This window comes from Stenotrophomonas sp. NY11291, assembly GCF_023277365.1.
In the GTDB taxonomy this organism is placed as follows: Bacteria; Pseudomonadota; Gammaproteobacteria; order Xanthomonadales; family Xanthomonadaceae; genus Stenotrophomonas; species Stenotrophomonas geniculata.
The window spans coordinates 1,260,934-1,286,274 of record NZ_CP096975.1; the positions used below are offsets into that span (position 1 = coordinate 1,260,934).

Here is a 25,341-nt window from a genome sequence, read left to right on the forward strand (position 1 = left end):
GCAACCGTCACCATGGCGGGCCCGCTTTCCTTCCCGGATGGTTGCAGTGCTGAGTACGATCGGTTTGTTGATGGGCCTGTATGTGGCCTGGCGCCTGTTCTGGCCGCTGCGCATGCCCATCTGGATGAAAGTCGTGCTGTCACTGCTGTTGGTGGGCGTTGCCGTGCAGCTGCGCATCGTCGCCATGTTCTGGGGCACGATGGCCTCGCCCGAGATTCCGAAACTGGCCATCGCCACGCTGGCCACCGGCTCCACAGCGGTGTTGCTGCTGGCGTTGCTGATGCTGGCGCTGGACGTGAGCCTGCTTGCTTCCCGCCTGCTGCGCTGGCCACGCGCGGTAGCCGCATTGCGCACGCGGAGTCTGCGACCGGCGGCCGGCTTGCTGGCCCTGCTTGTCAGTGGTTATGGCATCAGCCAGGGCATGGCGGTGCCCCAGCCTCGGCAGATCGACGTGGCGATCAAGGATCTGCCGGCCGCGTTCGACGGCTATCGCGTGCTGCAGCTGACCGACATCCACGCCAGCCGCCTGCTGACCGGTGACTGGGTGCGCAGGGTGGTGGACCAGAGCAACGCACTGACGCCGGACCTGATCGTGATCACCGGCGACCTGATCGACGGCAGTGTCGAGGCCCGCCGTGATGACGCGCGTCCACTCGTGGACCTGCGGGCGCCGGACGGCGTCGTCGCCATCACCGGCAACCACGAGTATTACGCGCAGTACCAGGCGTGGATGCAGGCGTTTCGCGCGCTGCACATGCAGGTGCTGGAGAACAGCCACATGCAGGTGCGGCGTGGCGATGCGGCGCTGACCATCGCCGGTGTCACCGACCCGGTGGCGGCACGCTACGGCCTGCCGCTGCCGGATATGGACGCTGCATTGGCTGGCGCCGATCCCTCCGCGCCGGTGATCCTGCTCGATCATCGCCCACGCAATGCGCGTGAGGCCGCTGCGCGCGGTGTGAAGCTGCAGTTGTCCGGGCATACCCACGGCGGCCAGATCATCGGCATGGACCAGCTGGTGAAGCGGGCCAACGGTGGCTATGTCTCCGGGCGTTACGAGGTGGACGGGATGACACTGTACGTGAGCAATGGCGCTGGCCTGTGGGCCGGATTCCCCGCGCGCATCGGCGTGCCGTCGGAGATCACCCTGATCACCCTGCGCCGCGCCCCGTGACCTGAAGTGGGGTCAGATCCCTTTCCGCAGGGAATTCGCTGCCTTTCGTGCTGTGATCCCTCTGTAGAGCCGAGCCCAAGCTCGGCTGAACCAGAGGCAGCCGAGCATGGGCTCGGCTCTACAGGTAACCGCCTCCTCAAGAACTCCGCAGCGGCGGCCGCGCATGCGCATTGCGCCGCAGCGACTGCGCCCGCTTGGCGATCGCACGCACCACGACGGCGGTGAAGAGCAACGCGGAGGGCACCGCGTACCAGAAGTTGCCGGGCACGCGCTTGAAGTACGAATAGGTGAACACTGCAGCGATGATCCACATGCCGGTCACGTGCAGGCGACGCCACACAGTGGGACCCATGCGGCGGGCGATGCCACGATGCGAGGTGATGGCCAGGGCGAGGATGGCTACATAGCCGATCGTGCCCGGCAGGTTGGCCAAGGCGGAGCGCGCCGGCCAGAACGCGGGGTTGAGGATGCCGAAGGCGGTGATCGCCACCGCATGCAGCAGGTGCGAGAACGCGAACGACAGGCCGACGATGCGACGCTCGCGCAGCAGGAAGCGGGTGAGCGGGCCGGGCAGCAGGCTGGCGAACGAGGATGCGGTGAAGGCGACCAGGAACAGCAGGAACGATGTGCGTGCCGTCACCCGGATCGCCGCGCGGCTGCCCTCGACCACGTCGGGCTGCAGGGTGAACGCCGCCAGTGCGAAAGCGATCAGGACCACGGCGATGGCCACGAACAGGCGCCAGCCGTGCAGGGAGGACGTATTGGAAACAGCCATGATCAAACCTCGAATCAGGAAATGGGTGGCACCGGCCTCTGGCCGGCCAAGGAATGGGGAGTGCCGGCCGCTGGCCGGCGCCTTCAACAGTCGTTCGGCACAACCAGCACGCCGGCCGCGCACAGCTCGCCCAGCAGCGGAATGCAGGCTATGCGTAGTTCGTCGGCGGCCACGCCATGCAGATCGGCCAGTACCTGCAGCGCGTCTTCCGCACGGGCGCCGTCATCGCCGAACGCCGACAGCAGCGCATATGCCAGCGGTGAAAGTTCCTGCACCTGCAGGCTGAAGTCACCCAGGCGTCGCAGCAGCAGCAACGTCGGCATCGCGGTAGGCGCACCGTTCTGGCCGGCGTCCTCATGCACAGGCCACTGGTAGCCCAGCACCCGCACCAGTGGAGACAGCGCCAGCACGCTGCCTGCCTGTGGCGCATGCAATGGCTGCTGGCCGGTGTCCCGCGCTTCAATGTGCAGTGCCTGCTGCGTGCTTTCGTAATGCGCCAGTTCCGCCACCCAGCCCGGCAGCGCGAGGTCTGCCTGCACGCCCAGCCACGCGGCGAATTCGCCGGCGATCTGCGGGAACAGTGGGGTATGGCAGGCATGCCGCGCGTAGTAGTGCTCCACGGTGTCGCGCCAGCAGGCATCACCCAGTTGCGCCTGCAGGCGCGGCAGGCTGCCTGCCAGCAGGCTGTCCAGGCTGTCGATGCAGAGGCGGCGGTAGACCGCCATCCGCCGTGCATCGATGCCCTCAGGCGCGGGCATCGATGGGTCGCGTACATGGTCGGCCCAGCGCTGCTGCAGGGTGGCCAGCGGCTCAGCCATGGGCCACCTCGGGCGGCAGCACATCGGCCTGCGCGTGGCGGATCTGCTCCACCTCGGCCAGCAGCTCGGCCAAAGGCGGGAAGTTGAAATCGCGCTCCAGCAGGGTGGGGCGCACGCCGACACGCGCATAGGCCTCCCCCAGCAGCGCCCAGACCACGCCCTTCACCGGCGCGCCGTGGGTGTCGATCTTGAAGCCATCGTCTTCATCGAAGTGGCCGGCCACGTGCAGCGAGGCGACGCGATGCGCCGGCACGCGTGCCAGGAAATCGAAGGCGTCGTAGCCGTTGTTGCAGGCGTTGACGAAGACATTGTTGACGTCCAGCAGCAGGTCGCAGTCGGCCTCGGCCAGCACTGCAGTGATGAAGTCGATCTCGCTCATGTCCGCGCCTGGCACGGCGTAGTAGGAGATGTTCTCCACGGCGATGCGCCGGCCCAGTGTGTTCTGCACCTGGCGGATGCGACCGGCAACGTGATGCACGGCCTCGGTGGTGAACGGCAGCGGCAGCAGGTCATAGACATGGCCGCCGGCGGCGCAGTAGCTCAGGTGTTCGCTGTACAGCTGCACCTGGTGCAGGTCGAGGAACGCGCGGGTCTGCGTCAGCAGGGTGCGGTCCAGCGGGTCCGGCCCTCCCAGCGACAGCGACAGGCCGTGGCAGGTCAGGCGATGGCGCTCACTCAGCTGGCGCAGCGCGTCGCCGTGGGCACCGCCAACTCCGATCCAGTTGTCCGGCGACACTTCGAGGAAGTCGATGGCATCGGCCGGCATCGCCAGCAGTTCATCGATCAGGCCACGGCGCAGGCCGAGACCGGCACTGGCGGAAGGCAGGGGCAAGCGCATGCGACGGTACTCCAGGGCAGTGGCGCCGCCGTGGCGGCGGCGCCGGGGGGAACGATCAGTCGTTGACGCGGGAGAACAGGCCCTTCGGCATCGGTTTGCCGTTGGCGGTGTAGACACTGCGCAGGTAGTCGTGCGCCTCCTGTTCGCTGATGTAGCCGTCGTGGTCGGTGTCGATGCGGTCGAATTCAGCGGCGCGCTTGGCCGCCACGGCGTTGAACTCGGCACGCGAGACCCGGCCGTCGTGGTCACGGTCGGTGCGGGCAAACGAAGCGTCGCCGCACTTGCCTTCGCCACACTGGCCTTCGGCCACCTTGGCCTTGGCGGCAGGCTTGCCAGTGGCGGCCTTGTTGGCGCCGCACTTGCCTTCACCGCACTTGCCTTCGGCGGCGGCGCTCATGGTCACGGCACCGATGGCCAGTGGCTGGATCGCGGCCGCCTGGCCGGCCAGCAGCAGGCCACCGGCCAGGGCGATGCCGATGGCGCCGATGCGCGGCAGACAGGAAGCAGCGGTGTTCTTGGTCGAGACGGACATGGTGATGACTCCTTGGATGGGCACGCAGGGCGTGCGGGATGGACGCCGCTTGAAGGCGACGGAAACGAAGGGAAGAAGCGCGGGAAGGGGCGATGCGGATCAGGCGTTGCGGCGACGGCGCAGTACGTAGCCCAACAGCAGGGCGCCGCCGAGCAGCGCGCCACCGAAGCCGACGCCGGGCAGCAGCGCGGCGACCGGCAGCAGCAGGGCGATCAGGCTCACGCCCCAGCCGAGGCCGTCGTTGCCCGCCTTGGGGCGCTGCGGGCCGGCCAGCAGGCGGTCCAGGCTGAGCGCACCGCCGCCGTTGAGGATCAGCGGCAGCAGCATGGCCAGGAACAGCAGCGGCAGCTTGAAGTTGCCGTAGCCCTGGTCGGTGATCGCATAGCCCTGCCAGAGTTCGCCCAGGCCGTTCCACTGGTCGGGCCAGTGCACGGCAGCGATGGCAACAAGGGTCAGCACCCAGAAGATGTAGGCCACCGAGCGCGTGGCCAGGCCCAGCAGCAGCATCACCGCGCCCACCAGTTCCAGCCAGGTGGCCAGCTGCCAGTTGAGTGACGCAGGCAGGGTGGAGAACGGGAACGGGAAACGCCCTTCCAGGTCGGCGAACCAGTTCTGTCCGCCCAGCTTCTCGCGGCCCGATTCAAAGAACTCCCAGGCCAGCAGGGCGCGCAGCGCCAATGGCGAGAGCCAGCGGCCGACGGCGTCCAGGCGGGGTGTATACACGGAAGAAGCGGAGCTGATCATGGGAGTGTCCTGCGGGCCAGTGGTCGATGGAGGCCATTCCGAGCCACGCAGGTATCGGCAACGTGTGCTGTTGCCCGGGGTTTTGTCAGCGACTGTGGCTGTGTCAGGGGGTTCGTACAGTCAGATACAAAGACGCCGCGTCGGGCGTTCGCCGGGCCATGCCCAGCGGCCGAATGTATCCAACTGTAGAAATCCGCCGCCGCCCTACAGTCCGGTACAACTCTGCCTCGCAGCGAAACAGCGCCGATACACCCCCAGGCGGAAATGGACACTCCCAACACCGGAGTGCCACCCATGATCCGCACCACCCTGCTCGCCGCTGCCCTCGCCCTTGCCGGCGTCGCGACGCCGGCATTCGCCGCCGAGGCCGATGCCGGCGCCGCGCCCACCGTCATCCTGGTCCACGGTGCCTTCGCCGATGGCTCCAGCTGGAACAAGGTCATCACCACCCTGCATGACTGGAAACTGCCTGCGGTGGCCGTGCAGAACCCGCTCACCTCGCTGGCCGACGATGTGGCCGCCACCCGTCGCGCGATTGCCGCCGCACCGGGCAAGGTCGTGCTGGTCGGCCACAGCTGGGGCGGCACGGTCATCACCGAAGCGGGCAACGATCCCAAGGTGCAGGCGCTGGTGTACGTGGCCGCATTCGCACCGGATGCCGGGCAGTCATCGGCACAGCAGGGCGAGGGCTATCCGGTCGGCCCGGGCCTGACGCGCCTGCAGGAGAAGGACGGCTACCTGACCCTGCCAGCCGACGCCATCGCCCAGGACTTCGCACCGGATGTGATGAAGAAGACCGCTGCACTGTTGTACAGCACGCAGGTGCCATTGAAGGCCAGCGCGCTGGGTGAGTCCGTCACTGTGGCCGCGTGGCGCAGCAAGCCGAGCTGGTACGTGCTCAGCCGTGACGACCGCATGTTGTCGCCGCAACTGCAGGCGGCCACCGCAAAGCGCATTGGCGCGCAGCTGCAATCGATCGGCAGCAGCCATGTGTCGCTGCTCTCGCACCCGGCTCAGGTGGCTGACAGCATTCTGGAAGCCGCAGGCGTGAAGCCGGCCGAACTGCCGCTGGCCGAGCAGGGAGGCTGAACGATGGGCGCGCTGCGTGTGTATGTACTGCCGTTGCTGCTGGGCCTGCTGGGTGGGGCTGCGCTGCTGATGGCCTGGCCCAGCCCGGAGGCCGGTGCGCATCCGGCGCAGGCCGCTCCTGCTGTCGGGTTCGATGGCGGCGGGCCCTGGCACAACAGCCCACCGCTCGCGTTGAATCAACTGCGTGGGCAGGTGGTGCTGGTCGAGTTCTGGACCTACGCCTGCAGCAACTGTCTCACCGTGGCACCGCATGTGCACCAGTGGCATGCACGTTACGCGCGGCAGGGGCTGCAGGTGATCGGCGTGCATACTCCGGAGTTCGCCTACGAAGGCCTGCCCGGCAATGTGCGCAAGGCCATCGCGCGGCTGGATATCACCTGGCCGGTGGTGCAGGACAACCAGTACCGGATCTGGAACGCCTGGGGCAACCGCTTCTGGCCGGCGCTTTACCTGGTCGACCGGCAGGGCAGGGTGGTCTACCGCCACTACGGTGAAGGCGATTACGCACGTACCGAAAGCGAGATCCAGCGCCTGCTGGCCAGTCCCTGAGCCGCGCTACCATGGCCGCGCCGCGCGGCCTTGACCTCCGTCTTCATCGAGAACGCAATGAACCACGTACCGCACATCCTTGTCGTCGACGATGACAGCGAGATCCGCCAGATGCTGGCCGACTACCTGCAGCGCAACGGCCTGCGCGTCAGCCAGGCCGATGGCGGCCGTGCGATGCGCGCGCTGATGGACACCCACGCGGTGGACCTGGTGGTGCTGAACGTGATGATGCCCGGCGAGGACGGGTTGAGCCTGTGCCGCAACCTGCGTGCCGGCAAGCATCGCGCGGTGCCGGTGGTGCTGCTGACCGCCCGCGACGACGAAACCGACCGCATCATCGGCCTTGAAATGGGCGCCGATGACTACGTGACCAAGCCGTTCTCCTCACGCGAACTGCTGGCGCGCATCAATGCGGTGATCCGGCGCACGCAGATGCTGCCGCCGAACCTGCAGGTGAGTGAAGCCGGCCGCCAGTTGGCCTTCGGCGACTGGCGCCTGGATACCACTGCCCGCCATCTGCTGGATGCGCAGGACACCGCCTATCCGCTCAGCGGTGCGGAATTCCGACTGCTGCGCGTGTTTCTCGACCACGCCAACCGTGTGCTCAGCCGCGACCAGCTGCTCAGCCTTACCCAGGGCCGTGATGCAGAACTGTTCGATCGTTCCATCGATCTCCTGGTCAGCCGCGTGCGCCAGCGCCTGGGCGATGACGCGCGTGAGCCCACCTACATCAAGACCGTGCGCAGCGAAGGCTACGTGTTCAGCGTGCCGGTGCAGCTGCTGGGGCCGGAGGAATGAACGCCCGCGCGCGCCGCCTGCCGTGGCCGCGCACGCTGTCGGCGCGCCTGCTGCTGGTGCTGCTGGGCGGTTTGATCCTGGCCCATGCGCTGTCCTTCGGCCTGTTGTTCTACGAACGCTACCAGTCCACCCGCAGCATGATGCTGCGCAACCTGGACGAGGATGCAGCAGTGAGCGTGGCCCTGCTGGAACACCTGCCGGCCGACCAGCGCCAGGCCTGGGTGCCGCGGTTGGAGCGGCGCACGTACCGTTACCTGTTGCGCCCGGCACAGGCCGGCCCGGCGTTGGAAACCGATCGTGCGCGCCAGGTCACCGCCATCATCGATGACAGTCTGGAACACCGCTATCCGCTGCGGGCGCGGCAGGTGGCACGGCTGCCGGAACGTTTTGAAGTGGAGCTGCGCCTGCACGACGGTTCACCGTTGACCATCGAAGTCACACCGTCGGGCCTGCCGCTGGCGCGCTGGCTGCCGGCCGTGCTGCTGGTGCAGCTGGCCCTGCTGCTGGTATGCGCCTGGCTGGCGGTGCGGCTGGCATTGCGCCCGCTGCGGCAGCTCTCGCACGCCGTCGAGCAACTGCAGCCTGGCAAGGACGCACCGATGCTGCCCGAAGACGGCCCCGCCGAAGTGGGCACGGCCGCAGCCGCGCTCAATGCACTGCAGGCGCGGATCCGTGGCCATGTCAGCGAGCGGCTGCAGATTCTGGCGGCCATCTCGCACGATCTGCAGACGCCGATCACGCGCATGAAGCTGCGCGTGGAAACCCTGCCCGAAGATGCCACCCAGCAGCGCCTGCTGGATGACCTGGACCACCTGGGGCAACTGGTGCGCGAAGGCGTGGCCTACGCGCGCAGCAGCCACGTGGCCAGTGGCGCGCCAGTGGCGATGGATCTTGGCGCGTTCCTGGCCAGCGTGGTGGGCGACTATGAAGACATGGGCAAGGCGGTCAGTGGTGGCGCACCCACAGGCCTGACCGTGCAGACCTGGCCGCAGCCGCTGCGGCGGGTGGTCGGCAACCTGGTCGACAACGCGTTGCGCTACGCCGGTAGTGCCGAGATCGAGGCGGGGCGCGATGCAGCAGGCCGGCCGTGGATCAGCGTGTCCGACCGCGGCCCCGGCATCCCGGAGGACCAGCTGCAGGCGGTGCTGGCACCGTTCCATCGGCTGGAAAGCTCACGCAACCGCGATACCGGCGGCACCGGGCTGGGTCTGGCCATCGCCGTGCAGCTGGCGCAGTCGCTGGGCGGCTCGCTGCGGCTGCACAACCGTGAGGGCGGTGGCCTGCGGGCCGAATTGCAGCTGCCGGGGTAACTGGCGGGGTCAATGCATCCACGCACCTGCATGGCCTCGGGATCGGCGATCATCTAGCGGGTGTCGAAACCAGGAAACACGCAATGCAGGGAACGCAGCATTCAATCCAGCGTGCGCGCCACGTCGCGCTGCTGGTCGGTCTACTCGTGCTGGCCGCATGTCAGCGCACACCGGATGCGCTGACCGGGACACCCGCAGCGGGCACATCGCTTGCCGCCCCGGCCACGGCAACAGACCTCTCTCCGCTCCTCGATGCCTTGCCGACCTGCGCGCTGGACGGCTGGTACATCGATCATCAGACTGGGCGTCCGGCCCATCCCTGGCTGGCCGAGGACGCGTCGACACCCTGCAAGGTGGATGAGGAAAACGAGATCGCCACGTTCTGCGTGCGGGGGCAATGGAAAGGATTGCCGGTGGAGGAGGTGATCCTTCCGACGATGACGTTCGTTTCATTCCGTGGTGCGAAGATCGGCCTGCCGCTGGAGAGGGCACGCTCGATTGTCCGCCATCAGTTCGGGCAGGATTTCCCGGGTGGTGCGGCCTACGAGGCGGGACGCGAGCCGAAATTGATGGCCGATCCCGAGGATGCACAGCGCTCGTGGCTGCTGTGCAGCACGCCGGAACCGGGAGACGACCTGGGCGACCAGGCAGGCGTGAGCTATTCCGGCATGAACCTGCCCTACGACCACGACGGATGCAGCTATCGCTACAGCCCGATCAATTTCTGCGATGCGCAGCACGTGGCGCGCATCGAGGAAGCCCTCAGGAACGAAAAGCCCAACTTCAACCAGCACTACCTGCTGGTGCAGGTCGATGATCGCCCCGGGTTCTTCCAGCGCTCGGTGGTGCTGGTCGACACCCGCACCGGACGCGCCACGCCATTGCCGATCGATGCCTTCACCGGGCCAGCGGAGAAGGGCGGAGACGCCATCCGCTACGGAACCCTGGAAACGGGCGTAGACCGGCAGCAGTTCTGCCTGGATGGCGCGTTGCTTGTCTATCGCGCGTTCGAGGAAGGGCGGTTCTGCTTTGGCTTTGATGGTGAGCGCTTCACCGGGCACGAGACGCAGTACATGCAGCCGATGGATGGCCGATGACCGGCATTTCACCCGGGTCGTGACACCCTGCCAGGAACCTGCACCCACGGGAACGAGGCTGTTGAAGGCGAACAAGCAATGACCGCGGCGCGGCAGCGCTCGATGTGGGTGGCCGGCCTGTCCACGGTGGTGGAGTGGTACGACTTCACCCTGTACCTGTACTTCGCCACGGTGTTGTCGCGGGTGTTCTTCGGTGGTGGCGAGCAGGCGCTGCTCGTCACGCTTGCCGGCTTCGCGGTGTCCTACCTGATGCGTCCACTGGGCGCGCTGTGCTTCGGCCACCTGGGCGACCGCCTGGGCCGGCGCTGGATGCTGCTGGCTTCGATGGCGTTGATGGCGGCGGCAATGCTGGCCACTGCGCTGCTGCCAACCGCGGCCACCGCAGGCACCACGGCGGGCGTGCTGCTGCTGGTACTGCGCTGCGTGATGGCGTTTTCGGTGGGCGGCGAATACACCGGCGTGGTGGCCTACCTGCTGGAAAGCGCACCCGTGCGGCGACGAGGCCTGGTGACCTCGTTGGCGTCGGCAGCCAGCGAAGTGGGGGCGCTGCTGGCGGTGGCGATTTCCGCGCTCACGGTCGCGCTGCTGCCCACCGCGCAGCTGGACAGCTGGGGCTGGCGCATTCCGTTCTTCTTCGGTGCCGCGCTGGCACTGGTGATCCTGGTTGCGCGGTCGGGCATGCGTGAATCGCCTGAGTTCGAGCGCCAGCAGCGCGAGGGCAGCATTCCCGCCACGCCGCTGCGGCATGTGCTCCGCAACCATCCCGCAGCAGTGGCGCGCACCTTCGCGATCTCGGCGCTGGGCTCGATCACCTACTACGTGGGCATCACCTACGTGCCGTCGTTCCTGCATGCGCAGGGTCATGACGAAGCCGATGCGCTGTGGCTGTCGACGATTGCGGCAGTGGCGGTGATCGCGATCACGCCACTGTGCGGCGCATTGTCCGACCGCGTCGGACGACGGCCGGTGCTGCTGGGCCTGACCGTGCTGGCAGCGCTGCTGCCGCTGTCCCTATTCGCGTGGATGGCGCAGGCGACGGCGCTGGGCATCGCGCTGGCCGCCGTGCTGCTGGCCTGCGTGGCCGGTGGTGTCAGTGCGGTCGCGGCCCCGGCCACGGCCGAGCAGTTCCCGGGCGAAGGCCGGGTCAGCGGGTTGGCACTGGGTGTGACCATGGCCACCGCGGTGTTCGGCGGCGCGACGCCTTGGCTGGCGCAATGGTGGGTGGAACGCAGCGGCTGGGCGGCGGCACCGGGCGCGATGATCGCGCTGGTGGCAGTGCTGGTGCTTCCGGTGCTGTGGACCCTGCCCGAGACCGTCCCAGGCAGGGCCAGACGCTAGCCGATCAGACCTTCAGGGTCTGCTCGATGTCGGCCAGTACCGCGGCCGCATCCACGCCGATGGCGACGGACTGCAGCACGTGGCCATCCCACACGCTGGGGCCGAAGCCCATGCCTTCCGGCTTCGGAATGGTCATGCCACGGGCAACGCCGTCGGTGGCCACGCGCACGCTGGCACGCTCGAACTGGAACAGCTCCGGACGGGTCAGGGCAATGCAGGCGCAGCAGTCGTGCACGACCATGCCCTTGTGGCCGGCCTGCAGGTAGAAGTCCACGTAGTCCTGCGACAGTGCACGGACCAGCTCGGCGTCGGCGCCGCCGAGTGCGGCCAGCTTATCCAGGCCATCACGGTCCATTTCCACGCGGGTGGTCACGTCCAGGCCGATCGCGGTGACCGGCCAATCGGTGGTGAACACCACGTCGGCCGCTTCGGCGTCACCCCAGATGTTGGCCTCGGCGGCCGGGGTGATGTTGCCGTTGACGTGGAAGGCGCCGCCCATCAGCACCACGCCGCGCACCAGGCTGGCGATGTCCGGAGCCTGCTGCAGGGCCAGGGCCAGGTTGGTCATGCGGCCGACCGCGACCAGGGTCACCTCGCCCGGATGGGCGCGGACCAGGTCGATGATCAGCTGGTGGGCGGGGCGCGCGTCGGCGGTCACGTCCAGTTCGGCCGGCACCGGGTGGTTGCCCAGGCCGTTGTGGCCATGGATGTGCACCGGCCAGGCCTCCGGGGTGGCTTCCGGCTGCAGCGGGCCACCGGCACCGCGCGCGACCGGTGCGGCAAAGCCCCAGGCCTGCTTCAGGTACAGCGCATTGTGCGTGGTCGACTCCACCGAGGCATTGCCGAAGGTGGTGGTGACGCCGATCAGGTCGATCTGGGCGTGCTTGTGCAGGTACAGCAGGGCCAGGGCGTCGTCGACGCCCGGGTCGGTATCGAAAATGACTTTCAGCATGTTGTTGTTCTTCTTCTTCCGTGTGGTGCGGGGGGCGCCGGCGGCCCGGAGACAGGCCGGCGCGCCCTACATTGTCCCATCTTCATGACAGGCAGGGCCATTGCCGGGGTGGCAGGCCATAATGCCCCCAGTCCAGGCACGGAGTCGCCGCATGCTGATCGTTGCCCTTCTGCTGGTCCTGCTGGTGCTGGGCCTGAACGTGGTGGCTACCGTGGTGATCGTCAGGCGTGATGGCCTGTCGGCGGGCGGCCGGACGGTGCAGCTGCTGCTGATCTGGCTGCTGCCCCTGGTCGGCGCGATCCTGTGCATGGCGGTGGCCACCGCCGATGGCTCGGGAAGCCGGGGGGACAACGGTCTCGGCGGTGCCTACGATCATTCGGGCGGGCATTCCGGCGACAACCACAGCCAGCACAACCACAGCAGCTCCGACTGTGGAAGCGACGGCGGCAGCAGTGACGGTGGTGGTGGCAGCAGCAGCGACTGAGATCTCTGTAGAGTCGAGCCATGCTCGACTGCACTTCGCTCCAACGCCGCGGTGCTTGATTGAACAGCAGTCGAGCATGGCTCGACTCTACAAAAGCGACGACGGCCCGCTCAGCCGCCGCCTTCGGTCGGCAGCGGCGCCGGCACATTCAACAACCCGCCTGCCGCGACATAGGCGGCCAACGCCTGACCCTGGCTGAGCAGGTGGCGCTCCATGGTGCGTTCGGCGGCAGCGGCGTCACGCCTGCGGAAGCACTCCATCAGTTCGCGGTGCTCTGCCAGCGACTGCGCGGTGCGGCCCGGGGTCAGCAACTGGCGGCCACGGTGCATCTTCAGGATGCGGTGCAGGTCGTGGGTGATCCGGATCAGCCACGGGTTGCCGGCGTAATGTTGCACGGTCTCGTGAATGAGGTAGTTGTTGCGGTAGTACTCGGCGATGTTGCCTTCGGCCGCTGCCGTCTCCATTGCTGCATGCAGGTCTTCCAGCTGCTGCACACCGGCATCGTCGATGTGCTTCACCGCCTCGTGCGCGCAGCGGCCTTCCAGCATCGCCATCACCGGAAACAGCTGGTTGAGGTCTTCCAGCGTCAGTCGCGTGACCCTGCTGCCACGACCCGCATCGATCTGCACCAGGCCTTCAGCGGCCAGCAGCTTCAGGGCCTCGCGTAGCGGTGTGCGGCTGATGCCCAGTTCTTCGCACAGCGCGGGCTCGTCGATCCACTCGCCCGGCGGCAGGCGATAGTCATAGATGCGCTCGCGCACGTGTTCGGCCACCTCTTCGTACAGAGGTGCGCGCTTCTTCGGTGACCGCGGGGCAGGGGCAATGGCCATGCGCAGAGTGTAACGCCAGGTCGCGCCGGGCAGCGGCCGGCACGACCCGATGGCGGTTACATCCAGCCTGGCACCACGAACACCAGCCAGGCCAGCAGCGGCCCCAGCGCGACCACCAGCCCGCTGTAGACCAGGAAGCGGCGGAACAGGGTCTCGCGTTCTTCCTTCGCGGCCGAGGCCACCACCAGTGCGCCATTGGTGGAGAACGGGCTGACATCGACGATGGTGGACGACACCGCCAGCGCGCAGATCACGCCGGCGGCGCTGAGGTGGCCCTGCATCAGGAACGGCACCGCCAGCGGAATCGTGGCGCCCAGCACTGCGGCCGACGAAGCGAATGCAGAGACGATGCCACCGACATAGCAGACCAGCAGTGCACCGAGCAGCGGGATGCCGATGTCGGACACACCATTGCCGATGAAGTCCACCGCGCCGGCATGTTCCAGCACGCCGATGTAGGTCACCACGCCGCAGATCAGCAGCACGGTGGACCAGCTGATGCCATCGACCGCACCCTTCTGGCTTTGTGGCGACAACAGCGCCAGCGCCACCGCCACGGTGATCGAGACCAGGCCGACGTTGAGGTTGTAGATCAACGCGGCCACGCCCAGGCCGAGCAGGCCGATCAGGGTGAACAACCGCTCGCGGGTCAGGCTCACCGCATCCAGTGCCGCCGGATCATTGCTGAGCGTGCCGCCGCCTGCCGCGACCAGCGCGCCATGGCCTTCGATCGCGAACTGGCGCGACGACGCCTGCGGGCCGCCGGCCATCGCCAGTTCGGCAGTGCCGATCATTCCTGCTGCGGTGATCGAGCCGCGACGCAGCAGGGCGATGCCACCGAAGGCGAAGAAGCAGATCGTCGCCATCATGAAGTTGAAGCCCAGGCTGGTCAGGAACACCGCCATCTCGGTCACTTCAAGCCCGGCCTTCTGCACCACGCCGTTGGTGATGCTGCCGTACACGCTGATGGGCGAGAAGCCGCCGGCCTGCGCACCGTGGATGACCAGCAGGCCCATCATCAGCGGGTTGATATTGTATTGCTTGGCAAAGCGCAGCGCGACCGGCCCGATGATCGCCACCGCGGCGGGGCCGAGTGCGCCGAAGGCGGTGAGGACCGCGGTGATGACGAACATCACCCACGGAATGGCCACGATATGGCCGCGTACCGCTTTCACCGCCCAGTGCACCAGCAGGTCGATGGTACCGTTCTTCTGCGCGATGGCGAACAGGTAGGTGATGCCGACCAGGGTCAGGAACAGATCGCCGGGAAAGCCGGCCAGGACCTCCTTGCCGCCCATGTCGACCCACAGCCCACCGATGATGAAGGCCAGCGCGAAGGCGACGGCGCCCATGTTGATCGGCATCGCCGTGGCGACGATGAACATGATCACCAGACCGATGATCGTTGCGATTTGTGGACTCATGCGCCCTCCCAGACACGTGACTCACGTACAGCGCGGATGGAGACCCGCCATCCCGGGGTAAGGCGACGTACTGCGTGTTGCGTACTGCTCGAACCCGTTACTGCAGCCGCTCCAGCGCGTTGCGGACCCAGCCCGCCGCGCCGTCAAGGCTCTGGAATTCCTCCACCGCGCGCACCTCGCAGCACGGATAATCGGACGCGACCATGCGGGCCAAGGCATTGCCCGGGCCCAGCTGCAGGAACACCCGCGCACCGCGCTCGTAGGCCTGGCGCATCACCTGCGCCCACTCGATGGTCTGCGCCAGTTGCAACGACAGCGTGTGGACCGCCGTTGCGCGATCCCGCACCGGACGCGCATCGATGCCGGCCAGCAGCGGCAGGCGTGGGCCCTGCAGCGCCGAGGCATCGAGTGCGGCGGCGAACGCTGCGACAGCAGAGCGGAGCAGCGGCGTATGCGCGGGCACATGCACCGGCAGCGGGCGGATCTCCGCACCCTGCGCGCGAGCGTCATCGGCCAGCGCCTGCAGAGCGGCCTGCGTGCCGCCGACGATGAAGTGATCGCGGCCGTTGGCGATGGCCACATGTGCGCCGTGTGCATCACACAGCGGCTGCAGGGTATGGCGCTCCAGCCCCAGCACGGCCTGCATGCCTGCATCGGCAGGGCTGGCGGCATCCATCAGCCGCGCGCGCTGCGCGGCCAGGCTCAGGCAGGTGCTCGCATCAACGCTGCCGGCAACCACATGCGCGGCCAGTTCACCGATGCTGTAGCCGGCCACCAGCACCGGTGCTTGCACCGCTTCGCGAAGTCCCTGCCAGTGCGCGAGGCTGGCTGCACACAGCAGGGGCTGCGCGAGTGCATTGCCGAAGCGCGATTCGTCAGCGGCCGCCGCGAACACATCGCGTCCAAGCACTGCGCTGGCAGCCTCCAGGACGTTGCGCGCGGCAGGCAGATCGCGCACGTGCTCGAACATCGCGGCGTGCTGCGCGCCTTGCCCGGGGCAGAGCAGGGCAAGGCTCATACGCCCTCCTGCTGCAGCAGGAACCAGCTGCAGGCAAGCAGATCAGCACTGCCACCAGGGCTCAGGCGGCGTGCGACGAAGCGCTCACCGATGCCGTGCAGGCGTGCCTGCCAGCCGGGTACGAAGGTACCGCCGCCCTGCAGAAAACGGCGCGCCTGCCGCTGGGCCCAGCGCAGGCCGTCGGCGCCGCCACGGTGCAGCAGGTTGAGGTCATCCACGCACGCGATCAGCTGCATCAGGGTCTGGCACATCGCGGCCTCGCGTGGCAGGCCGCTGGCCAGTGCGTGGCGCAGGGTAGGCAGTGCCACGTCGCGCAGCAGCGGGTAGCCGGTGGCCGCTTGTTCGCGCACACCTTGCACGCCGTGTCGGGCGCGCGCGCGCTGGCCAGGGCTGTTCGCATCCAGAGGTGCGTCGGCGAGCTCGGCAGCCCAACGGCGCACTTCCTGGCAGACCTGCTCACCCGTGGCGGCATGGCCCAGGTGGGAGCGACAGGCCGCGGCGGCCGCCACCAGCAGGCCGAGACTGAAGACCGCGCCACGGTGGGTATTGATGCCGGCGGTCGCGCGCAGCATCGCGGTTTCGGCGGCGATGCCACACCGGCGCAAGGCGTCGAAGTCCGCCCCGGCTGCACCGAGGTATGCCACGGCGGTGAAATAGTGGCGCAGCGCGAACAGGCTGCGCAGGAACGTGCCGGCGTCCATGTCGCCATGGCTGCCGGTGTCGAAGGGTGTGACCAGTCCGGGCTTGGGCGCCAGTGCCAGCTCCGCGTGCAGGCTGGCGATGGCGAGGCGCCCCAGTCGCGCGCTGTTCACGGCAGCTGCCGGCCTGGCCGCCGGTTGCACGACGGCGTTCATGCGCTCACCCCGGTGGAGGCGAACAACGCCTCGCGCAGTTCCAGAGCGGCACCATCGAGGCGCTTGACCAGTACCTCGCGGCTGCGTCCGGCGTACTCGCGCCAGTTCACGGCGGCGTCGCCGCCCAGGCACAGCTCGCCATCGACCCGCCGGTCGTGTTCGGCTTCCCATGCCTGTAGCCGTGCAGCCAGGGCATCGGCCTGCGCGGTGGTGTCGATCGGCCACAGCAGATCGACGTCCGAGCGCGCGTGCACATAGCGCAGGCCAGTGAGGTGCTGCCACGCGAAGGCACCGATTACGCGCGCCCCAGCGATTTTCTGCAGCACTTCAAGGGGCCGCTGCCAGTCCTGTGGAACGTCGCCTTCCAGCACCGTCTGAAGTGTCGGCGGCGGCGCGGTGCGCAGCACATCGTGTGCTCGTACGCGCAGGGCCAGGCGCAGTTTGCCCTCGGCGGGCGGTAGCGGCACGCCCAGACGCAGGCGCGGGTCCGCATCATCGGCGGCACGTCGCGCGACGATGGCCGGCCGGCCCTGCGCAAACCAATCGGCCAAGCGCGACTCATGCGCGGCAATGTCCGCCTGCCAGCCGGCGTGCGCTGACAGCCAGACCAGCGTATGGCGGGGCAGCCGCTCAGGCATCGCCCTGGCTCACGGCAGCAGCCACGCGTGCGGCCAGCATGCGCCCGCCACGTTCGGCTCCGCGCACGGCGCGGCGGTCGCCATCGGCGGGCGTGCGCAGTGCCTGCAGCAGGTGGGCGGCCAGGTTGCCGTTCCAGATCGAGTCCACCGCACCCATCGCTACGTAGTTTTCCACGCCCGGTGCGAACACCGGTGAGGCCTGGCTGAGCGACTGCAGCTTCTCCAGCGGCTGCTTGGTCACCCGTGCCATCGCGCGCAGGTCCATCACCCGCACCTGTGCATCGGGCAGGGCGTGGATGTGGTCGGCCATCAGACCGAATGAGAGGAAGCCGCCACTGACGGATTCACCGTAGACCAGCGTGACCAGTTGCGCACCACGGCGGCGTGCCAGATCGAGCGTCTGCGCGAGATGCGCAAAGTAACCATTGATGCCAAGCAGTTCGTCGCGCCGCGCCAGGCGCTGGCCGGCGGTATCCACCAGCATCACGATCGGCCGCTGAGGATGTGCGCGGGTGCTGGCCAGCACCATCCCGGCCAGGGCCAGCGCGTGGTCGACGCCGACCTCGATGCGGTCGGTGGTGCCGATCACTGTCACTTCGCCATCCTCGGTGGTAGCCGTGCCGGTCAGCACCGAATCGTGGATGTCGATGCGGTGGCCGCGCGGGAACAGGGCGTCGAGCAGCGTCTGCAGCGGGGCGCTCATGGCAGGCTCCGGTCGGCGGTGGCGGCAAGGAAGGCATCGGTGTCCAGCAGCGGCAGGCGCTCGGGCTCGGCGATGCCCTGGCGGGTCCAGATCTCCAGTCCATCGCGGCAATCGCTCCAGGCCTGCACGCGCGCCTTCAATGCCACATGGCGTTCCTGCAGCGCGGCCAGTGCAGTATCTGAATCGATGCTGCGGGTATCGGGCTGCAGCGCATCGAATGCCGCATGCGCGAAGGCCTCGATGGCATCGGGTACCAGCACCTGTGCCTGGTCGATCAGGTAGCGGTGCTTGCCACCGGTCACGCGCCAGACCAGTGCGCGGTCGCGGGAATCGAACTCTTCCACGCCACGCACGGTCTCGATCACTTCCGGCCCGGACAGCGACAGGCGTCCTTCTTCGGACATGATGACCGTGCTGCAGCAGCGGGCCACGATGCCCATGCCGCCGAAGGCGCCGTTACCGCTGCCGATCAGCGCGATCACCGGCACGCCCGCTGCACGCGCGGCCAGGGTGGCGCGCATGATCTCGGAAATGGCGATGAGCCCTGCATTGGCTTCGTGCAGGCGCACGCCGCCGGTGTCGAGCAGGAGCAGCACACCGTCAGGGCGGGTTGCCGCCGCACGGCGCAGCAGCCCGGTCAACTTGGCGCCATGCACCTCGCCCACGCCGCCGCCCATGAATTCACCCTGCTGTGCGGCCAGCAGCACGCGTCTTCCCTGCAGCGTGGCTTCGCCGACGACGATGCCATCGTCGAAGGCCGCAGGCTGATCGAGCTGCGCCAGGTGGGGGCTCATCAGCCGCCGCGCCGGGCCGAGGAATTCGCTGAACGAACCCGCGTCGATCAATCCGGCGATGCGCTCGCGCGCATCGGCTTCGTAGTAACTGTGGCGCTGCGTCCGGTTCATCGTGCATCTCCACTGAGCAGGGTTTCCACGGCCTGGTCCAGTCGCAGGCTGACCACCGCCGGAGTTGCACCCGCATCGTTGATCGAGATGCGTACATCGCGCAGCGGATGACGCTCTGCGAAGTCGCTGATCACCGCTTGCCACACGTTCCCGAAGCCCTGTGCGGCGGTGATGATGCGTACCGTCATCGCGCCGTCCTGCGCCGCCGGCTCCAGCAGGATTTCCAGGTTGCCCGAGGCCAGTACGCCGACCAGCACCGCATCGCGCGGAAACTGCACCGCAGTGTGTCCTTCGAATCGATAGTCGAGGGTTTCCATGCTCAGCCCTTTACCAGTTGCGGAAGCGCTTGGGCGGGTCGTACAGTCCGCCGGACCAGCGCACCAGGTCCTTCACCGAACGCGCCGCCAGCAGGTCACGGCTGGCATCGCGCACAGAGATGCCCAGGTCATCGGGGCGGCGGATCACGCCGCGGTCGCGCAGGTTTTCCACCATCGCGCGGTCCCGGCCGAGGCCGACGGCGGTGTAGCCGGCCACGCCGCGGATCGCCTGCTCGCGTTCTTCCGGCGTGCGGCACAGCAGCAGGTTGGCGATGCCTTCCTCGGTCAGCACGTGGCTGACGTCGTCACCATAGATCATCACCGGCGGCAGCGGCATGTCCGCGCGCTCGGCCAGTTCCCAGGCATCAAGACGTTCAACGAAGGCTGGCGCCATGTGCTCGCGGAAGGTCTCCACCATCTGCACCACCAGCTTGCGCCCGCGCGGCATCTCGCCCGGGCGCGCGGCCTGCTGGCCGGCCTTGATCCAGGCGTCGCTGGCATGGCGGCGACCACGTGCATCCGAGCCCATGTTCGGTGCACCGCCGAAGCCGGCGATGCGATCGCGGGTGGCGGTGGAGCTGTTGCCCTGCAGGTCTACCTGCAGTGTGGAACCGATGAACATGTCGCAGGCATACAGGCCGGCGGTCTGCGAGAACGCGCGGTTGGAACGCATCGAGCCATCGGCGCCGGTGAAGAACACATCGCCTCGCGCCGCGATGTATTTCTCCATGCCCAGTTCCGAACCGAATGAGTGCACCGACTTCACGAAGCCCGATTCAATGGCCGGAATCAGTGCCGGGTGTGGGTTCAGTGCCCAGTGCTGGCAGATCTTTCCCTTCAGGCCGAGCGATTCGGCGTAGGTGGGGAGCAGCAGTTCGATGGCCGCCGTATCGAAGCCGATGCCATGGTTGAGGCGGTTCACGCCGTACTCGGCGTAGATGCCCTTGATGGCCATCATCGCCATCAACACCTGGATCTCGGAGATCTGCGCCGGGTCGCGGGTGAACAGCGGTTCGATATGGTTCGGCTTCGGTGCCTGCACCACGAAGTTGACCCAGTCAGCGGGAATGTCGACGCGGGGGAGGGTGTCGACGATTTCGTTGACCTGGGCAATGACGATGCCGCCACCGAAGGCGGTGGCTTCGACGATCACCGGCGTGTCTTCGGTGTTCGGGCCGGTGTAGAGGTTGCCGTGGCGGTCTGCGGCCTGCGCGGCGACCAGGGCCACGCGCGGGGTCAGGTCGATGAAGTAGCGGCCGAACAGTTCCAGGTAGGTGTGGATGGCACCGATCTGGATGCGCCCTTCAGCCACCAGGTTGGCCAACCGCACCGACTGCGGGCCAGAGAACGAGAAGTCCAGTTTCGAAGCGATACCACGCTCGAATACATCCAGGTGCGAGGGCAGCGACAGCACCGACTGCACCATGTGCAGGTCGTGCACCCGTGCCGGGTCGAGGTCGGCCAGGGCCTGGGCGAGGAAGTCGGCCTGCTTCTGGTTGTTGCCCTCCAGGCAGACCTTGTCGCCTGGCTCCAGCAGTGCGTGCAGCAGCTCGCCCACATCGGTGGCGGCGACCTCGCGTCCCCGGGCCCACGGCGCGGCACGTTCCAGGCGGGCCTGGCGGCTGCGTTCCAACGTATCCCAGCTCGGGTTCATCGACCGGCTTCCGATTGGTGTAGATGTAATTACGGCATAATTATGAAGAGGAGTGCAACCTGCAGTGCAGCAAAACGAAGGGCCCGCACGAAGGCGGGCCCATTCAGGTAGGCCACGACGGTGGGTCGTGGCGGAGGGCGTGCCGACCAACGGTCGGCACCCACCAGGCACCCACCGGTTCGCGGGTGGCTCAGAACTTCCAGCGCAGGCTGGCCGACACGAAGCGCGGTTCGCCGTAGTTGTTGTAGTCCAGATTCGCCCAGTAGGTCTTGTCCAGTGCGTTGCGCACGCTCAGCGTTGCGGTCCAGCTGTCGCTGATGCGGTAGTTGGCATTGAACTGCACCAGCATGTAGGCCGGCTGGTTCACCGTGACCGTGCCGCCCAGCGGGTAGGCGATGTTGTAGCCCTGCACCTTGCTCTGCCACTGCAGGCCGCCGCCAACGCTCAGGCGTTCCAGCGCGCCGCGCAGCTGCAGCTGGGTGTTGAGCTGCAACAGATCCTTCGGCGGATTGGCGTACAGCAGGTCGGTAGCCGCTCGGGTGACCTTGACGTGGGTGTAGCCGGCATTGACCGTCCAGCCCGGCAGGATCTCGCCGTTGACGTCCATCTCCCAGCCGCGCGCCTTGGTGCCGTTGACGCCGACGTAGGCGGAGGTGCCATCGCTGAGCGAACCTTCCGGCACGCCCATGTCGCGCACCGCGTAGTTGTCCTGCTTGGCCTCGAACACGGCGGCATTGGCGGTCAGGCGGCCATCCAGCCACTGGGTCTTGATGCCTGCTTCCAGGTTCGAGCCCTGCACCGGTGCCAGCAGGTTCTCGTTGCGGTCCTTGAAGTTCTGCGGGTTGAAGATCTCGGTGTAGCTGGCATAGGCCGACACGTTCGGAGTGATGTCGTAGACCAGGCCCACGTACGGGGTGACTTCATCGCTCACCTTGTACGCACCGCTGGTGCCGGTGTAGGCGCCTGCGGCGTTGTACGAGCGGCTGAGGGTTTCCCAGCGGCTCAGGCGCGCGCCTGCAATCAGCGACAGCGGATCGGCCAGGCGCAGGCGGGTGGCCAGGTAGACACCACTCTGCGTAGTCCTGGCCACGCGGCGCGCGCCGGTGCGGCGGTAGGTCACTTCGGAGATGTCGCCGTTCCAGCTGTACACATTGGGGATGTAGTAGCAGCGTTCGCTGCCACAGCGCGCCCAGTCGGTCGGGTAGTTCAGCGCGAGGGTATTCGTCGTGCCTTCCAGGTCCGACCACTGCGCGCCAACGGTGAGGTCGTGCTCGCGACCGAACAGGTCGAAGCTGCCGGACAGGTAGGCATCGACATTGCGACGGGTGTCCTTGGAATCGCCGGCGGCCGCGCGCAGGAAGATGCCCGAGCCGGTCACCGGGTCCGGGTTGCCGGTGCCGTACAGGCGCACGTTCTGCACGTTGCCACGGGTGTAGGCGGTGTTGATCTTCAGCAGCCAGTTGTCACCGAAGCGCTGTTCCAGGTTGGCGAACGCGGTGTTGCTCTCGCGCTTCCAGTAGCTCCACTTCGGCGACAGGTTGGTCGAACGCGGCAGGTGGGCGAAGTTGCCCTGGTTGTCGAAGAACGGCACGGTGCCCCAGGTTGAACCGGTGGGGTTGTTGTCCTGGCTCTGGTAACCGAGGGTGATGGTGGTGCTGTCGGTGACGTCGCCTTCCAGCACCGCCATGCCGGCCATCTTGTTCTCATCGTAACGGTCGTAATACAGGCCACGATCGGTATAGGCGGCGACCACGCGGCTGCGGAAACGGCCGTCATCGGTCAGCGGCGCGGTCACGTCCGCCTCCATGCGCCGATAGTCCCAGCTGCCGGCGCTGACCGCGAACGAGGCATCGAACTCCTTGCCCGGGCGCTTGCGCAGCAGGTTGACCGTGGCCGACGGCACGCCGGCGCCACTGAGCAGGCCGTTGGCGCCGCGGATCACTTCGATGCGGTCGTAGAAGGCGGTGTCGTATTCCTGGTTGGTGGAGCCGCTGTAGGTGGGAATGCCGTCTACCTGGAAGTCGGTGATGGCGAAGCCGCGCGCGTAGTACAGCGGGCGCTGCGTGTCATAGAAGGACACGCTGACGCCGGTCACGTTGCGCATCACATCGTTGATGCTGAACAGCGATTCGTCCTGCAGGCGCTTGAGGCTGATTGCAGTGGCCGACTGCGGGGTTTCCTGCAGGGTGATCGGCAGGCGGGTGGTGCTGGATGGCGGAGCGGACTGCTCGGCACGCACGCTGACACGGTCCAGGGTCTTGGCATCGGCAGCACCATCGGCGGCGGCGAACGCGCTGGGCGCGGCCAGCAGGGACAACGACGAAAGCAGGGCAGCCGGCAGCAGCGCGCGGCGGGGCAGGCGGTTACGCAGGGTCAGGGACATGGTGGGCTCGAGGCTTGGAAGCGGGGAAGGGCGGCAGCAGTCGTCCAGTACCCGGGGCGGCGGCTTCGGGCACATCAGGTCCATCTGGGAGGGGGCGCGGTCACTGCGTAGGACGCAAATGTAAATAATTCTTAACAACATTACAATTCGCGTCATCGTGCATCGGCTTTCCGGCACCAGGCATCGCCTTCTGTAGAGCCGAGCCCATGCTCGGCTGCTTTTTTGCTGGAGCCGAGCATGGGCTCGGCTCTACAGCAGGGAGCCGCCCCAAAAAACGAACGGCCACCCGAAGGTGGCCGTCCGTCTGCATCGCAAGGAACGCGCAGGCTTACAGCGCCTGCAGTTCCTCGTTGGCGTTTCGCTTTTCCTTGGCCGGCGCCGGAGCCGGAATTGCGGCCGGTGCAGGTGCTGCCGCGTTGGCATCCACCGGCACTTCCAGGTAGGGAAGGTGCAGGGTCTGGCTGGTCAGCGTGCGGATCTCGTTGACCAGCGCGGCGCTGTCGTTGAGCTTACGCCCGTACGACGGCACGATCTCGCGCAGGCGCGCTTCCCAACCGGCCTTCATCTGGTCCGGGAAGGCCTTGGCCATCAGGTCCAGCATGATCGGCGGCGAGGTCGACGCACCCGGCGAGGCGCCGAGCAGGGCCGCGAGGGTGTGGTCCTTGTCGGTCACGATCTCGGTACCGAACTGCAGCACCGGGCCCTTCAGCGGATCGCGCTTGATGATCTGCACGCGCTGGCCGGCGGTGACCAGCTTCCAGTCACCCGGCTTGGCATTGGGGAAGTACTTGACCAGCTCGGCCTGGCGGTCGGCATCGTTCAGGCGTGCCTGGCCCATCAGGTACTGCACCAGGTCCAGGTTGTCCTTGCCCACTTCCAGCATCGGGCCGACGTTGTTGTGGGTGACCGAGGAATACAGGTCCCACCACGAGCCGTGCTTGAGGAACTTGGTGCTGTACAGCGCGAACGGCCCGAACAGCACCACCGGCTTGCCGTCCAGCTTGCGCGCATCCAGGTGCGGCACCGACATCGGCGGCGAACCGGTCTCGGCCATGCCGTAGGCCTTCACGCCATGGCGCGAGGTCACGTCCTGGCCCTGGAAGGCGAGGAACTGGCCACCGACCGGGAAGCCGGCGTAGTCCTTCGATTCCGGAATGCCGGACATCTGCAGCAGCTTGAGCGCGGCGCCACCGGCACCGATGAACACGAAGCGGGCGTGGGTGGTGGATTCGGTGCCGGCCTTGAGGTCCTTCACCGTCACGTTCCAGCTCTTGTCGGCGTTCTGCCGCAGCGCGCTCACTTCGTGGTTGAGGTGCAGGTTGAAGTTCGGGCTGCGCTGCAGGCCGGTGGTCAGCTGGCGGGTGATCACACCGAAGTTGACGTCGGTGCCGAGCGGCATCCAGGTCGCGGCAACCTTCTGCTTCGGGTCACGGCCTTCCATCAGCAGCGGGGCCCACTGCTTGATCTGCGCCGGATCTTCCGAGTACTGCATGCCGTAGAACAGCGGATTCTTCACCAGGGCCTGCTGGCGCTTGTGCAGGTAGGCGATGTTGTCATCGCCCCAGACGAAGCTCATGTGCGGGGTCGGGTTGATGAAGTCGCTGGGCTGGCTCAGCCGGCCTTGCTTGACCTGGTGCGACCAGAACTGGCGCGAGACCTCGAACGATTCGGCGATGCCGACCGCGCGCTTGGTCTCGATGCTGCCGTCGGGCAGTTCCGGGGTGTAGTTCAGTTCGGCGAACGCCGAGTGGCCGGTGCCGGCGTTGTTCCAGCCATCGGAGCTTTCACCGGCGACGCCGTCGAGGCGTTCGTAGACCTGGATGTTCCAGTCCGGCTGCAGTTCCTGCAGGTAGGTGGCCAGGGTGATGCTCATGATGCCGGCGCCGACCAGCACAACGTCGACGGGCTTGTCGTTGCTGGCGGCGGGCACCGAGCGCTGGGTCAGCGGCCAGTACAGGAACAGCGCGGCGGCCAGCAACAGCAGCACGAGCAGGGCGAGCAGGGCCTTGCCAAATTTCTTCATGGGGGCGGGATCGTTGGCGGAGGGGAGGAGGTCAGGATGCGCATGAAGCAGGGAAAGGGCGTGAAGAAACAACGCCTTGCAACATCCTGGCGCG

General features: G+C 67.4%; 25 protein-coding genes. 8 read left to right on the forward strand and 17 right to left on the reverse strand.

Annotated elements, in window-relative coordinates; all coding sequences use genetic code 11:
* Positions 1–37: 37 nt before the first annotated feature.
* Positions 38–1,174: a metallophosphoesterase gene (locus M1L61_RS05890; RefSeq protein WP_100447993.1), complete on the forward strand. Its 1,137-nt coding sequence runs from the start codon at positions 38–40 to the stop codon at positions 1,172–1,174.
* A 136-nt stretch (positions 1,175–1,310) separates the two neighbouring features.
* Here the strand turns inward: M1L61_RS05890 and M1L61_RS05895 are convergent, their stop codons facing one another.
* The 5 genes from M1L61_RS05895 to M1L61_RS05915 form a co-directional block, all read right to left on the reverse strand.
* Complete coding sequence (locus tag M1L61_RS05895) at positions 1,311–1,949, reverse strand: ferric reductase-like transmembrane domain-containing protein (RefSeq protein ID WP_248854437.1); 639 nt, start codon at positions 1,947–1,949, stop codon at positions 1,311–1,313.
* Between the two features lie 83 nt (positions 1,950–2,032).
* Entirely contained in the window at positions 2,033–2,767 is a 735-nt protein-coding gene (locus M1L61_RS05900) for a putative DNA-binding domain-containing protein (RefSeq protein WP_248854438.1), read from the reverse strand.
* Positions 2,760–3,605 carry a DUF692 domain-containing protein gene (locus M1L61_RS05905; RefSeq protein ID WP_248854439.1) on the reverse strand — a complete coding sequence of 282 codons (846 nt, stop codon included), beginning with the start codon at positions 3,603–3,605 and terminating at the stop codon, positions 2,760–2,762. Before M1L61_RS05905 ends, M1L61_RS05900 begins: the two co-directional genes overlap by 8 nt.
* Positions 3,606–3,660: 55 nt before the next feature.
* Positions 3,661–4,137, reverse strand: a complete 477-nt coding sequence (locus tag M1L61_RS05910; RefSeq protein WP_019336969.1) for an EF-hand domain-containing protein — start codon at positions 4,135–4,137, stop codon at positions 3,661–3,663.
* A gap of 99 nt (positions 4,138–4,236) precedes the next feature.
* Entirely contained in the window at positions 4,237–4,881 is a 645-nt protein-coding gene (locus M1L61_RS05915) for a DoxX family protein (RefSeq protein WP_248854440.1), read from the reverse strand.
* Positions 4,882–5,175: 294 nt separating this feature from the next.
* Between M1L61_RS05915 and M1L61_RS05920 the strand changes: the two genes are divergently transcribed.
* The 6 genes from M1L61_RS05920 (at position 5,176) to M1L61_RS05945 (ending at position 11,062) form a co-directional block, all read left to right on the forward strand.
* Entirely contained in the window at positions 5,176–5,970 is a 795-nt protein-coding gene (locus M1L61_RS05920) for an alpha/beta hydrolase (RefSeq protein WP_010483441.1), read from the forward strand.
* Between the two features lie 3 nt (positions 5,971–5,973).
* On the forward strand, positions 5,974–6,519 hold the full coding sequence (locus tag M1L61_RS05925; RefSeq protein WP_159359896.1) for a redoxin domain-containing protein: 546 nt from the start codon (positions 5,974–5,976) through the stop codon (positions 6,517–6,519).
* Positions 6,520–6,576: 57 nt separating this feature from the next.
* Positions 6,577–7,317, forward strand: coding sequence for a response regulator (locus M1L61_RS05930; protein ID WP_248854441.1), 741 nt, complete (start codon positions 6,577–6,579; stop codon positions 7,315–7,317).
* The gene (locus tag M1L61_RS05935; RefSeq protein ID WP_248854442.1) at positions 7,314–8,627 is read left to right on the forward strand and encodes a HAMP domain-containing sensor histidine kinase; all 1,314 of its coding nucleotides are present in this window, start codon (positions 7,314–7,316) and stop codon (positions 8,625–8,627) included. Before M1L61_RS05930 ends, M1L61_RS05935 begins: the two co-directional genes overlap by 4 nt.
* A gap of 83 nt (positions 8,628–8,710) precedes the next feature.
* Positions 8,711–9,724: a hypothetical protein gene (locus M1L61_RS05940; protein ID WP_248854443.1), complete on the forward strand. Its 1,014-nt coding sequence runs from the start codon at positions 8,711–8,713 to the stop codon at positions 9,722–9,724.
* 78 nt (positions 9,725–9,802) lie between these two features.
* On the forward strand, positions 9,803–11,062 hold the full coding sequence (locus tag M1L61_RS05945) for an MFS transporter (protein WP_010483431.1): 1,260 nt from the start codon (positions 9,803–9,805) through the stop codon (positions 11,060–11,062).
* A 4-nt stretch (positions 11,063–11,066) separates the two neighbouring features.
* On the opposite strand, the gene M1L61_RS05950 is transcribed toward M1L61_RS05945, so the two are convergent.
* Entirely contained in the window at positions 11,067–12,014 is a 948-nt protein-coding gene (locus M1L61_RS05950; RefSeq protein WP_010483429.1) for a nucleoside hydrolase, read from the reverse strand.
* A 151-nt stretch (positions 12,015–12,165) separates the two neighbouring features.
* Here M1L61_RS05950 and M1L61_RS05955 point away from each other — a divergent pair, with 151 nt between their 5' ends.
* Positions 12,166–12,498, forward strand: coding sequence for a hypothetical protein (locus tag M1L61_RS05955; protein ID WP_010483427.1), 333 nt, complete (start codon positions 12,166–12,168; stop codon positions 12,496–12,498).
* A gap of 110 nt (positions 12,499–12,608) precedes the next feature.
* Here M1L61_RS05955 and M1L61_RS05960 read toward each other — a convergent pair whose 3' ends face one another.
* The 11 genes from M1L61_RS05960 to mqo form a co-directional block, all read right to left on the reverse strand.
* Positions 12,609–13,328, reverse strand: a complete 720-nt coding sequence (locus M1L61_RS05960; RefSeq protein WP_019336976.1) for a GntR family transcriptional regulator — start codon at positions 13,326–13,328, stop codon at positions 12,609–12,611.
* A gap of 56 nt (positions 13,329–13,384) precedes the next feature.
* Positions 13,385–14,752: an SLC13 family permease gene (locus M1L61_RS05965; protein ID WP_248854444.1), complete on the reverse strand. Its 1,368-nt coding sequence runs from the start codon at positions 14,750–14,752 to the stop codon at positions 13,385–13,387.
* A gap of 97 nt (positions 14,753–14,849) precedes the next feature.
* Entirely contained in the window at positions 14,850–15,770 is a 921-nt protein-coding gene (gene mdcH / locus M1L61_RS05970) for a malonate decarboxylase subunit epsilon (RefSeq protein ID WP_248854445.1), read from the reverse strand.
* Entirely contained in the window at positions 15,767–16,624 is an 858-nt protein-coding gene (mdcB, locus tag M1L61_RS05975; protein ID WP_197653811.1) for a triphosphoribosyl-dephospho-CoA synthase MdcB, read from the reverse strand. The genes mdcH and mdcB overlap by 4 nt, the downstream gene beginning before the upstream one ends.
* Positions 16,621–17,262 carry a malonate decarboxylase holo-[acyl-carrier-protein] synthase gene (mdcG, locus tag M1L61_RS05980; protein ID WP_197653810.1) on the reverse strand — a complete coding sequence of 214 codons (642 nt, stop codon included), beginning with the start codon at positions 17,260–17,262 and terminating at the stop codon, positions 16,621–16,623. The genes mdcB and mdcG overlap by 4 nt, the downstream gene beginning before the upstream one ends.
* Positions 17,255–17,965 (reverse strand): biotin-independent malonate decarboxylase subunit gamma, encoded by a 711-nt coding sequence (mdcE, locus tag M1L61_RS05985; RefSeq protein ID WP_197653809.1) that lies wholly within the window; start codon positions 17,963–17,965, stop codon positions 17,255–17,257. Before mdcE ends, mdcG begins: the two co-directional genes overlap by 8 nt.
* On the reverse strand, positions 17,962–18,870 hold the full coding sequence (locus M1L61_RS05990) for a biotin-independent malonate decarboxylase subunit beta (protein ID WP_197653808.1): 909 nt from the start codon (positions 18,868–18,870) through the stop codon (positions 17,962–17,964). Before M1L61_RS05990 ends, mdcE begins: the two co-directional genes overlap by 4 nt.
* Entirely contained in the window at positions 18,867–19,187 is a 321-nt protein-coding gene (mdcC, locus tag M1L61_RS05995) for a malonate decarboxylase acyl carrier protein (protein WP_043396784.1), read from the reverse strand. Before mdcC ends, M1L61_RS05990 begins: the two co-directional genes overlap by 4 nt.
* A gap of 10 nt (positions 19,188–19,197) precedes the next feature.
* Positions 19,198–20,841 carry a malonate decarboxylase subunit alpha gene (gene mdcA / locus M1L61_RS06000; protein ID WP_248854446.1) on the reverse strand — a complete coding sequence of 548 codons (1,644 nt, stop codon included), beginning with the start codon at positions 20,839–20,841 and terminating at the stop codon, positions 19,198–19,200.
* Positions 20,842–21,031: 190 nt separating this feature from the next.
* Complete coding sequence (locus M1L61_RS06005) at positions 21,032–23,224, reverse strand: TonB-dependent siderophore receptor (protein ID WP_053442664.1); 2,193 nt, start codon at positions 23,222–23,224, stop codon at positions 21,032–21,034.
* 328 nt (positions 23,225–23,552) lie between these two features.
* Positions 23,553–25,247, reverse strand: a complete 1,695-nt coding sequence (gene mqo, locus M1L61_RS06010) for a malate dehydrogenase (quinone) (RefSeq protein ID WP_197653806.1) — start codon at positions 25,245–25,247, stop codon at positions 23,553–23,555.
* Positions 25,248–25,341 lie beyond the last annotated feature (94 nt).